The sequence below is a fragment of the Conyzicola sp. genome (assembly GCF_057073975.1).
Genome location: NZ_JBXMIS010000002.1, coordinates 1 through 10,151 on the forward strand (window position 1 = coordinate 1; position 10,151 = coordinate 10,151).

Below are 10,151 nucleotides of genomic sequence, written 5' to 3' on the forward strand. Positions count from 1 at the left end.
TGCTCGATCTCCTGGTCGACCTGGAGGGTGAGGCGGTCCTTGCCGGCCGCGTGGGCATCCGCGACGGTTCCCGAGTAGATCGTGTTGTCCTTCGACTCGAGGTTGACGGCCGAGGCGTCGTTGCAGAGGTGGAATACCTCGCCCGACTTCGTCCAGAACACGAGGTTCTGCCCGGTGATCTCGGTGACGGTCGTCGTCTCGGTGTCGTACTGCTCCACCGACGGCGAGCTGAGCGACGTGCTCGTGTACCCGACGACGAGCAGCAGCACGATGCCGACCGCGCCGGCGATGCCCTTCTGCTTGCCGTCCATGTCCTTGTTGAGGAAGATCAGCACGATGAGGGGAACGAAGGCGATGATCGTGATGATCGCGCCCAGCTGGTTCTGGATGAAGAAGCGGGTCTTGTCTGCCTTTGACGCGGGGTCGAGGCGGTTGGCCTGCTTCCCCAGCTGACCGCCGAAGAAGGTCAGGAGGCCGATGGCGACGAGAAGGCCGAGCAGCAGGATCCAGGCCCAGGTCGGGAAGGCGCCGTTCTCTGCCGGGCGACGCAGCACCCAGAAGACCGCGAATGCCTCGCCGCCGATGGCGAGCACCCAGAGGATGACCGCGAGAACGCGCTTTCCGGTGGCAGAGCTCTTCGCTTCTGCGGTGGGCTTCCAGGTCGAGGTCGACTCGCCCTCTGCGGTCGTCGACTCGACGCGAACGACCTTCTTCTTCTCAGCCATACAGGTTCCTCCCAGCTAGGACAATGCCACGAGCCTATCGATGGATGGCGACCTATCGGGACTGCCGCTTCTTGCCCTTCGGCCGCTCGCCCTTCACCGCCGGCGCGCGCCCCTTGCCCTTCGACGCCTTCGCCTTGCCGCCGGGCGCCGCAGCCGACGCTGTTGCCGCACGAGCCGACTTGCCGAGCTGCTCGCGCGCGCTCACGAGCAGCGCCTCTCCCTCTGGCGTCAGCACCGTTGTCGTGGCAGAGAGGTCGAACAGCTCGTAGCCGAGCTCGGCCTCGAGCGAGCGGATGGTGGCGACCACGGTTGCCCGGGGCAGCCCGAGATCCCGCGCCGCGTGGGCGTAGTGCAGCGTCTGCGCGACGGCGACGAACTGGCGAAGGGAGGTGTGGTCCACCCTGTTGAGCGTACGGGCACCGCGCTAGCATCTGAGCATGTTCCTCACTGAGCTCAACTGGATCGCCATTGCGATCGGCTTTGTCGTCTTCTTCGCCGTCGGTGCCGTGTGGTTCAGCCCGAAGGCCTTCTTCCCTCCGTGGGCACGCCTCATGGGCATCGAGATTCGGCGGGGCGAGGGCATCGGCCGCCACGGCATGGCCTTCGTCTTCGGCCTCACCGCGCTCGGCGCACTCGTGCAGGTCGTCGCTCTCGCCAGCATCATCTACTTCGTCGAGGAGGCGACCGGTCCCGTCGGACCCCTCGGGGGAGCGATCGCCGGCCTCCTCGTTGGCATCGGCATCACCGCGGCCAGCTCGCTGTCGCATCGCCTGTTCTCCGGCCAGGGCATTCGCGTCTGGATCATCGAGGTCGGCGGCGACATCGTTGCCCTCACCCTCGCTGGCCTGGTCATCGGCATATTCGGCTAGCCGGTCGCGATAGCGTCACCCCGCCTTTGGGGGACGTAGGCTCAGAGTATGACCACGCTTGAGGGAGCAGTCGTCCTCGTTGCCGGTGCCACCGGCGGCCTCGGCTCGCGCATCGCCACCCTGCTCGAGGACGCCGGCGCGACGGTCGTGCGCGTCTCCCGCTCACAGGGGGCCGACCTTCGATCGCCCGCCGCCATCGACGCTGCGCTCGATGCGGCGGTCAAGCACCAGGGGCGCCTCGACGGGGTGGTCATCGCCACCGGTGTCGTCGCCTTCGGCGCGGCGGCCGACCTCGAGCCGCGCACGGTCGACGAGCTCTTCATGGTCAACACCCTCGGCGCGATCGCGCTCATCACCGCGGCGCAGCCATACCTCGCGGCGTCGGCGCTGCGCGGGCACGAGCCCTTTATCGTGACACTCTCTGGGGTCGTGGCCGAGGCACCCGTGGCCGGGCTCGCCGCCTACTCCGCGTCGAAGGCGGCGCTCGCCTCGTTCGTGGTTGCCGCGGCCCGCGAGTACCGGCGTGCCGGCATCCGCATCATGGATGCCAGACCGGGCCACACCGCGACCCAGCTCTCTGCACACCCGATCGCCGGCTCCGCGCCGCCCTTCGGGCCAGCACTCGACCCCGACGCCGTGGCAGAGCGCATCGTGCGCGGCATCGTCGACGGGGAGCGCGACCTGCCGAGCTCGGCGTTCACGCCTGCTGCAGCCGACTAGCCTTGCCGGGTGAGTCTCATCCGCCTGAACGACGTCCATGTCTCCTTCGAGAAGACGCCGGTGCTGCGGGAGGCGTTCTTCCGGCTCGAGGCACAGGAGCGGGTCGGCCTCATCGGCCGCAACGGCTCTGGCAAGTCGACACTGCTCAAGCTCGCGCTCGAGCAGGTGCAGCCCGACTCTGGCACCGTCACGATCGAACCGGGCACCCGATTCGGCTACTTCTCCCAGTTCTCCGAGCTCGACGGCGAGCAGACCGTCCTCGAGGTGCTCGACGGGCTGTTCGCTCCCATCCACGCGGTGACCGACGAGCTGGCCGCGATCGACGCCGCGATTGCCGCCGATCCGTCGGCGGATCTCGACACGCTCATCCATCGCCAGTCCGAGCTGTTCGAGGAGATGGAGCGGCTTGACGGCTGGGACTACGAGCGCAAGATCGACACGGCGCTGACCACCCTCGGGTTCACCGAGGCGCACCGCACCTGCCCGATCGACGACCTGTCGGGCGGCTGGCGCAACCGGGCGGCGCTCGCGAAGATCCTGCTCGAAGACCCCGACGTGCTGCTGCTCGACGAGCCGACCAACTACCTCGACGTCGCCGGTGTCGAGTGGCTCGAATCGTGGTTCAAGACTTTCCGCGGCGCGGCGATCATCGTCTCGCACGACCGGCGCTTCCTCGACGGGGTCGTGACCCGCATCATCGAGCTCGAGAACTACCACCTGCACGAGTACCCGGGCGATTTCGGCGAGTACGTCATCCAGAAGCAGTTTCGGCTGAAGACGCTCGAGGCGCAGTTCCAGCACGAGTCAGAGCTGCTGGCCTTCGAGGCGGAGGGCATCGCCGACCGGCGGGAGGCCGCGAAGAACGCGAGCAAGGGGCTGGGCAAGCAGCTGTCGGCGATCAAGAAGTCGCGCGCCCCGCGGCCCGTCGACGAGATCATCACCGAGATCTACCGCGGGCTCCATGTGAAGGATGTGCTCTGCCGCATCGAGGGAATCGCCAAGTCGTACGGTGACCGCACCCTGTTCGACGACGTCACCCTCGAGGTGCGGCGCGGCAACCGCATCGTCGTGCTCGGAGCCAACGGCAGCGGCAAGAGCACCCTGCTGCGCGTGCTGCTCGGCGAGGAGAAAGCCGACCACGGGCGCATCGACTGGGCATCCGGCGCCAAGATCGTCTCGTACAACCAGGTGCTCGAGGCCCTCGACCTCAGCGACACCGTCACCCACGCGGTCAACGCGATGCCCGACAGCCTCGCCCTCACGGCGACTCGCAAGTCGGTCGCCCGGTTCCTCTCGATGTTCCAGTTCTCCGAGGCGGATGTGAAGAAGCGCATCGGCGATCTCTCCGGCGGCCAGAAGGCACGCGTCGCGATGGCGCAGTGCCTGCTCTCTGGCGCGTCCGTTCTCGTGCTCGACGAGCCCACCAACCACCTCGACCTGGCGAGCACCCAGGTCATGGAGCGCGCCCTCCTGCACTTTCCCGGCGCGATCATCGTCGTCAGCCACGACCGCTTCTTCACCGACAAGATCGCGACGCGGCGCCTTGAGTTCGGCTCCGGGGAGATCACCGTCTCGGCGGCGTAGCCTCAGCAGATGGCATCGACCTCGCTTCCCCGCACCATCGGCCGCATCGCCCTCGGTGCCGCCCTGCTGTTCGCCGGAACCACCCACCTCACCGTCGCGCGACGCGAGTTTCAGGCGCAGGTTCCCGAGTGGCTGCCCATCGACAAAGACCTCGTCGTTCTCGGCTCCGGCATCGCCGAGCTCTCACTCGGGGCTGCCCTCGTCGTGCTGCCGAAGCACCGGGTGCCGGTCGGGCTGCTCGTCGCCGCGTTCTTCGTCGCGATCTTCCCCGGCAACATCTCGCAGTTCGTCACCCATACCGACGCGTTCGGGCTCAATGACGACCGCGCCCGCGGCATCCGGCTGCTGTTCCAGCCCGTGCTCGTGCTCTGGGCGCTGTGGTCGACGGGCGCGTGGCGCGACCGGCGCGAGATTAGTCGATACGTGAAGCGGCGGCGGTAGCCAGCAGGAAGAACGCCTGCGCCTCGGCCGAGGTGCCCTGGCGATCGAAGTGCGGTGCACCGCACACGCGCTGCACGAGGCCGTGCTCGTCGACGAGGGTGCGGGCGTGGGCGACGAGGGAGTGCGCGGCATCCGCGTAGGAGGCGGGCAGCCATCCGTCGGCGACTCCCGTGGCGAGGGCGTAGGCGGCCATCATGCCGGTGGTGTTGTCTTCGAAGGTCGTGGCGTCATCCACGATGTTCGTGAACGAGCCGTCGGGGCGCCGACGTGCGAGCAGCGAGTCGAGCACGAGCTGTGCGTGGTCGGCGAGCTCTGTGCTGCGAAGGCCGAGGTGCATCGACCGGGCGATACCCGCGACGACCCAGCCGTTGCCGGTGCCCCAGTGCGCCGGCTGGATGACGCGGCCCGCGTCGTCGTCATACCTCGAGCCCCACAGCCCCGCCCCGACGTCGAACAGCCGTTCCCGGTGGCCGCGGAACTGCGCGAGCGCGGCCTCCTCCTCATTCGCAAGCACAAGCAGCGGCAGCACCATGTAGACGGAGTCGACCCACACCTCGCGGCTGCCCTCGAGGTGGAACAGGGTGCCGTCTGCCGCGCGCGGCGCGCCCTGCAGCAGCCAGCCGAGCTGGCGGCCGACCGCCGGTCGCAGCGACTCGTCGCGGATGGATGCCCACGCCACCACCTCGCCGACCGACCCGGAGTTGACGGTGCCGGCGTTGTCGACCTCGGCGAGCTTGCCCTGCGGGTTCTGCCGCACGACGGAGTCGCGCGCGACGACCTCGGCGAGCTCCCACTGCTCGAGGTCGAGCAGCGCGTGGCCGAGCACCCCCTGCTCCCACGATTGTCGCTGCATCGCGAGAAGGGCATCGAGCACGCGGCGCTGCTGCGGGTCGAGCTGCATCAGAGCCCTTCGAGCAGCGCGGTCTTCAGCGACGACGGCAGCGCCGGCGGAACGTCGACCGCGACCGCAAGAGCCTGGATGGCGCGGCTGAAGTAGTTGCGCGCGGCGGCGGCGAGGGCGATGTCGACGATCTCGCGGTCGGAGTAGCCGGCGTCGCGCAGGGTCTGGCTGTCGGCATCCGTCATTGCAGACGAGTCGGTCGACACCTTCTCTGCGAAGGCCATCATCGCCACCTCCGCGTCGGAGATGCCCGCGGTGCGGTAGTCGCGCGCGATGCGGTGCAGCTCCTGCTCCTCGATGTAGCGCAGCGTCTTGTTTCCGTGGGCGAGCAGGCAGTGCTCAGAGCGCACCCCGCGGGCGGCAGCGAGGGTGATGAGCTCGTAGCGGCGCTTGTCCATGCCGCCGGCGATCGCTCCGATGAGCTGCTCCCACGCGAGGTAGGCCTCGGGGTTCACTGCCATGACCCGCGTGTGCTCCGGCACATAGCCCATGTGCTCCAGGTCGTCGGCGTAGATCTCTACGGCGAGGCCGGTGACGGTCTCTGGGGTCGGGGTCTCGATGATCGACATGACTCATGCTCCCATTCGGCGTTGGCGATTCGCTACGGTGTGCTCATGACCACACCCGAGACGGCTTCGGCCGAGACTGCCGAGCAGACGCCACCGCACGATGCGAACCCGTACCAGCCGTCGGGGCAGAAGGCCCCCGTGCCGCCGCGCATCGGCAGAGTCGCGATCATCGGCGGGCTCGGGCTACTGGCGGTCTCGCTGCTCGCGTCGGTGCTGATGGGGATTGCGGCCGCGCCGTACGCCTACATCGGACCGCAGGGGGCCAACCTCAACCTCACCACGTCGTCCTCTGACCCGAGGGAGGCGCTGCTGGCAACGCTGGCCATCCTCCATGGGCTGCTCGGTGCCGTCGCGGGAATCGGGATCATCGTTCTCAGCATCATCACGATCGCCTCTGGCGGCCGCCGCGCCTTCGGGGTCGTCGGCCTCGTCGCTGCCGTGATGGCCCCTGGCCTGTCGGCTGTGCTGTACTTCGCCGTCGCTCTCAGCATCGCCTCATCGAGCTGACTCCAATCGACCTCCTCATCCACTCCGAACTATCAGATAGGCCGGAGAGGATGACCGCATGACCGAGATCGCGATGTTCCCGCTCGGAACCGTGCTGTTTCCGTACATGCCGCTGCCGCTGCGGGTCTTCGAGGAGCGCTACCTTGTGATGCTCTCGCGCATCCTCGAGCACGAGCCGAGCGCCTTCGGCGTCGCCCTCATCGAGCGCGGTCAGGAGTCTGGCGGTGGCGGATCGACCTTCGGTGTCGGCACGATGGCGCAGATCACCGAGATCGAGGCGGCCGATGGCTTCATCGCCCTCGTCACCGAGGGCGCCCAGCGCTTCGAGATCGTCGAATGGCAACCCGACGACCCATACCCCCGCGCCGAGGTGCGCCTGCTCGACGAGCTCGAGTGGGATGACGAGCTGCAGCCGCTGCGCGACCGGGCAGAGCGGCTGGTGCGCAGCACTCTCGCGCTCGCGAGCGAGTTCGACGACCAGCAGTGGGCGTCGACCGTCGAGTTCGCCGAGCTGCCGATCGCCGCCTGCTGGCAGCTGGCGGCGGTGGCCCCACTAGAGCAGCTCGACCAGCTGACCCTGCTGCAGTGCACGAGCGCCCGCGAGCTGCTCGAGACGACGATAGAGCTCACGCTCGCCGTCGCCGAGACGCTCGTACACTTGGCGCATGAGCAGCCCTGACCCGACAGCGCCGCCCGGGTGGTACGACGATGCGACGCTGCTCGGCATCAAGCGGTACTGGGACGGCTCTGCGTGGACCGACCGAACGGTGCCGGCGGGGGAGGTGCCGACGCCGCGAGCCTCCCGCGTGCCGTGGGCGATCGCCGTCGTGGCTGTGCTGGTAGCCATCGCCGCAGTCGTGTTCGCGCTCGCGAAGCCAGCAGAGGTGCTCCTCGAGCAGGCAGAGCCGTCTCCCTCTGCGTCGCCAACGGTGCAGAGTATTCCACCGGGCGACTACTCCGATTTCGTCGAAAGTGCCACGCGTGACCTCGACGACTTCGACAAAGACCTCGACGACTTCGAGTCGGTCGTCGACGAGAAGGGCTACTGGCGACTGCTGAGCAACGCCACAGAGCTGCGGTTCAACCTCGAGCAGCTGCGCGGTGCGAGCGCACCGACGTTCCTCGCTGCCGAGTGGGACGACGGCCTCGACGGCCTCGACGACGCGCTGCAAGACCTGGCGGCCACAATCGGCGAATCGCAGAAGCAGCAGCGCGCGGCGCTGGTGGAGATCCGAGCGGTGTCCGACGGCGTTCGCGAGCTGGTGGAGCTTCTCGAGGGCTAGACCATGGCGCGGGCGATTGCGTCGATCGCCAGCAGCACCGATGCCTTTCTCGCGTCGTTGCGGGCGGCATCCCGCTCGATGGTTCCGGTGTAGACGCGGTCCATCGCACGCAGCACCTGCCAGCCGTCGCAGAGCGTGAGGATGGTGGCGAGCAGCTCGCGCGCGTCGGCGTCACTGAGCGTCGGCATCGCCGCGCGCAGCCGCTCGACCTTGTTGTTGGCGCCGGCGGTGCGGGTCTCGAGAGCGGTCGGCTCCGTGCGCTCCAGCCCCTCCCAGAAGACGAGGCGGGCGAGCTCTGGATGCCGCGAGTGGTAGTCGAACACCCGCCCGGCATAGTCGACAACAGCCTCGACCCCGACTCCGGTGATGGGAACCGCGTCCATCACGGCGGCCAGCTGGCGCGCGAGCACGATGCCGAACAGCTCGTCTTTCTTGCCGAAGTACTGGTAGATGCGCTCCTTGTTGACCCCGGCGGCCGCGGCAATACGGTCGACCCGTGCGCCGGCGAGCCCGTAGCTGCTGAACTCGGCCGTGGCGGCGTCGAGCAGTAGCTGCTTCGTGCGCTCCGTGTCCCAGGCCATGAGGCGAGTCTAGCAATTCCAACTGGATAGTTGCAGATTTGACCGAAGGGGCGTACGGTATTGCCAACTAACCAGTTGGAGAAAACAATGACAACCACGCAGACCGCTCCGGTCATCCCATCAATCCACGTTCGCGCCGTGCTCACCTGGATCGCGATCTTCCCTCTCGTCGCCCTCGGCATGGTGCTCATCGCACCGGTGAGCATCGACTGGCACCCCGTGCTCCGAGCGTTCGTGATGACCCTGTTCATCGTTCCGCTCGCGGTCTACGTCATCATGCCGCGCCTGCTCCGGCTCTACGTGCGAGCCGTCACCGGGCGCCGCGCGTAGCGTAGGAGTATGACCCTTCCACTCGCCTCCACGATCGTCACCTACCCCAGCGGGGCCGTGACGTCGCGGGGGCGAGTGCTGCATGTCGAAGCGCTTCCCGATGGGCGCACCGCGGTCATCCTCGATGAGACGGCGTTCCACCCGGTCGACCACACCTGGCCAGACCAGGGAGCAGACCGCGGCACGATCGACGGCATTGCCGTCGACGACTGCGTGGTCGGGGCCACCGACGGCTCAGCGCTCTACCTCGGCCGGGACGCACCCGTTCGCAAGGGAACCGAGGGCTGGGCGTCTGTGGTCGTTCACGTCGTCGCGTCGTTCTCGGCTGCCGAGGGCGAGTCGGTGGATGTCGTGGTCGACGCCGACTACCGCCGCGCCCTCTCGACTGGCCACACCCTGTGCCACCTCGCCTCCCTTGCGCTCAACGAGACGCTCGCCGGGGCGTGGTCGAAGGAGGTCGCGCTCGACGCCGCTGGGCACCCGAACTTCGACGCGCTGGCTATCGAGAGCTCCACGATCCTCGAGAACGGATCGCGCGACGTCTACCGGGTCGGCAAGTCGCTGCGCAAGAAGGGCTTCGACCCGGCCGCCCTCGACGACATCCCGCTCGTTGAGGGCCACGCGAACGAGCACCTGACGGAGCTCGTGTCGAGCGGTGCCTCCGTTGGCATCGAGGCTGACGGCCCGCGCCTCGACGACCGGCGGTACTGGGTGTGCGGCGAGTACCGCATCCCGTGCGGCGGCACGCATCTCGATACCGTGCGGGGTCTCGGGGGCCGCATCGAACTCGACCGCACCGAGGCCGACGGCGCGATCGCCCTCGTCATGACCACACGCCGCGCGTGAGCGAACCAGGGCCGCCACCCCGACGGTGACGGCCCTGACCTGGGAGGTAACTAGACGCGGTTCGCGATGGCGAAGCTCACCGAGCCGTCGGACTCGACCTGGGCATCGAGCACTTTGTCGGTGAGGGCGTCAGAGGCCTGCTTCTCAAGGAACACCTTCGCGTCGTGGTTCTCCACGACGACATCGGTGGCTTCGGGAGCTGTCGCGATGGCGACCGCGTAGCCGTTCTCATCGGTCGAGCTGATGCGCAGCCCTCCCGTGGCGTCGGCGCCGAGGGCGCGTTCTGCGATGGTCTTCACTGCGGTGCTGGCGGTATCGGTGAGGGTGAGCATCGTGATCCTTTCGGTTGACGGGTCAGCAACGTTGCCGCAGTCGATCCACGAGTGGGTGCAAATGGAGGGGACTGTGCAGCAGTGCCCAGCCAACACGGAGGCTCACGGGCGGTCGGGCTTGTCGCCTTCGAACAGGTCGAGCACGTCGCCGAGCTCGCCGTAGGAGCCGCGCAGCACGCAGGTGTACGCGGGGTCGGGCAGCGACTTGCCGCACTCCGCCTGGGTCTCCGCCTCGATGCGGAGCCGAGTGCGGGCGAACGACGAGAGGGTCCAGCCGAGCGGCACCGACACGGCAGGGCTCGTCGTCGGTGCCACGACGGCGACGCCCTGTGGCACGGCCCGACGCTGAGCTCGCCAACTCGGTCGACCTCCAGGACTACCTCGGCGACGGCTGCATGGCCGACCTCAGCTGGGCGACCGCCGCGAACTTCTCCGCCCGGTTCCCCGTGGTGAGTCCCGCCGG

At 68.2% G+C, this 10,151-nt stretch carries 16 protein-coding genes; 9 read left to right on the forward strand and 7 right to left on the reverse strand.

Annotation, left to right across the window (positions count from 1 at the left end; genetic code table 11):
- On the reverse strand, positions 1–725 hold a 725-nt coding region (locus tag AC14A7_RS00230; protein ID WP_484005830.1), incomplete at its 3' end, for a hypothetical protein.
- Positions 726–777: 52 nt separating this feature from the next.
- A complete protein-coding gene (locus AC14A7_RS00235) occupies positions 778–1,125 on the reverse strand; it encodes a LysR family transcriptional regulator (protein ID WP_484005831.1) in 348 nt (115 codons plus the stop codon).
- Positions 1,126–1,162: 37 nt separating this feature from the next.
- Here AC14A7_RS00235 and AC14A7_RS00240 point away from each other — a divergent pair, with 37 nt between their 5' ends.
- The 4 genes from AC14A7_RS00240 to AC14A7_RS00255 are packed head-to-tail and all read left to right on the forward strand — an operon-like array spanning position 1,163 to position 4,339.
- Entirely contained in the window at positions 1,163–1,594 is a 432-nt protein-coding gene (locus AC14A7_RS00240) for a DUF1761 domain-containing protein (protein WP_484005832.1), read from the forward strand.
- A gap of 48 nt (positions 1,595–1,642) precedes the next feature.
- Positions 1,643–2,314, forward strand: coding sequence for an SDR family NAD(P)-dependent oxidoreductase (locus AC14A7_RS00245; RefSeq protein ID WP_484005833.1), 672 nt, complete (start codon positions 1,643–1,645; stop codon positions 2,312–2,314).
- Between the two features lie 9 nt (positions 2,315–2,323).
- Positions 2,324–3,898, forward strand: a complete 1,575-nt coding sequence (locus AC14A7_RS00250; protein ID WP_484005834.1) for an ABC-F family ATP-binding cassette domain-containing protein — start codon at positions 2,324–2,326, stop codon at positions 3,896–3,898.
- A gap of 9 nt (positions 3,899–3,907) precedes the next feature.
- Positions 3,908–4,339, forward strand: a complete 432-nt coding sequence (locus AC14A7_RS00255; protein WP_484005835.1) for a DoxX family protein — start codon at positions 3,908–3,910, stop codon at positions 4,337–4,339.
- Here the strand turns inward: AC14A7_RS00255 and AC14A7_RS00260 are convergent.
- Together AC14A7_RS00260 and AC14A7_RS00265 are read right to left on the reverse strand one after the other, a co-directional pair.
- Positions 4,311–5,240, reverse strand: coding sequence for a glycoside hydrolase family 88 protein (locus AC14A7_RS00260; RefSeq protein WP_484005836.1), 930 nt, complete (start codon positions 5,238–5,240; stop codon positions 4,311–4,313). The genes AC14A7_RS00255 and AC14A7_RS00260 overlap by 29 nt on opposite strands.
- Complete coding sequence (locus AC14A7_RS00265) at positions 5,240–5,809, reverse strand: carboxymuconolactone decarboxylase family protein (protein WP_484005838.1); 570 nt, start codon at positions 5,807–5,809, stop codon at positions 5,240–5,242. Before AC14A7_RS00265 ends, AC14A7_RS00260 begins: the two co-directional genes overlap by 1 nt.
- A 45-nt stretch (positions 5,810–5,854) precedes the next feature.
- Here AC14A7_RS00265 and AC14A7_RS00270 point away from each other — a divergent pair, with 45 nt between their 5' ends.
- Genes AC14A7_RS00270 through AC14A7_RS00280 form a run of 3 tightly spaced genes read left to right on the forward strand, consistent with a single transcriptional unit; the run spans position 5,855 to position 7,599 of the window.
- Complete coding sequence (locus tag AC14A7_RS00270; protein WP_484005839.1) at positions 5,855–6,316, forward strand: hypothetical protein; 462 nt, start codon at positions 5,855–5,857, stop codon at positions 6,314–6,316.
- Positions 6,317–6,374: 58 nt separating this feature from the next.
- Positions 6,375–6,995, forward strand: a complete 621-nt coding sequence (locus AC14A7_RS00275; protein ID WP_484005841.1) for an LON peptidase substrate-binding domain-containing protein — start codon at positions 6,375–6,377, stop codon at positions 6,993–6,995.
- Positions 6,982–7,599 carry a DUF2510 domain-containing protein gene (locus AC14A7_RS00280; protein WP_484005842.1) on the forward strand — a complete coding sequence of 206 codons (618 nt, stop codon included), beginning with the start codon at positions 6,982–6,984 and terminating at the stop codon, positions 7,597–7,599. Before AC14A7_RS00275 ends, AC14A7_RS00280 begins: the two co-directional genes overlap by 14 nt.
- Here the strand turns inward: AC14A7_RS00280 and AC14A7_RS00285 are convergent.
- The gene (locus AC14A7_RS00285; protein WP_484005843.1) at positions 7,596–8,180 is read right to left on the reverse strand and encodes a TetR/AcrR family transcriptional regulator; all 585 of its coding nucleotides are present in this window, start codon (positions 8,178–8,180) and stop codon (positions 7,596–7,598) included. The genes AC14A7_RS00280 and AC14A7_RS00285 overlap by 4 nt on opposite strands.
- An 87-nt stretch (positions 8,181–8,267) precedes the next feature.
- Between AC14A7_RS00285 and AC14A7_RS00290 the strand changes: the two genes are divergently transcribed.
- Both AC14A7_RS00290 and AC14A7_RS00295 read left to right on the forward strand, forming a co-directional pair.
- On the forward strand, positions 8,268–8,510 hold the full coding sequence (locus AC14A7_RS00290; RefSeq protein ID WP_484005844.1) for a putative antibiotic biosynthesis monooxygenase: 243 nt from the start codon (positions 8,268–8,270) through the stop codon (positions 8,508–8,510).
- Between the two features lie 9 nt (positions 8,511–8,519).
- Positions 8,520–9,356, forward strand: coding sequence for an alanyl-tRNA editing protein (locus tag AC14A7_RS00295; RefSeq protein ID WP_484005846.1), 837 nt, complete (start codon positions 8,520–8,522; stop codon positions 9,354–9,356).
- Positions 9,357–9,406: 50 nt separating this feature from the next.
- Here AC14A7_RS00295 and AC14A7_RS00300 read toward each other — a convergent pair whose 3' ends face one another.
- Together AC14A7_RS00300 and AC14A7_RS00305 are read right to left on the reverse strand one after the other, a co-directional pair.
- Positions 9,407–9,688, reverse strand: a complete 282-nt coding sequence (locus tag AC14A7_RS00300; RefSeq protein ID WP_484005848.1) for a Fe-S cluster assembly protein HesB — start codon at positions 9,686–9,688, stop codon at positions 9,407–9,409.
- Between the two features lie 102 nt (positions 9,689–9,790).
- On the reverse strand, positions 9,791–10,024 hold the full coding sequence (locus AC14A7_RS00305; RefSeq protein ID WP_484005850.1) for a hypothetical protein: 234 nt from the start codon (positions 10,022–10,024) through the stop codon (positions 9,791–9,793).
- Positions 10,025–10,151: the final 127 nt, after the last annotated feature.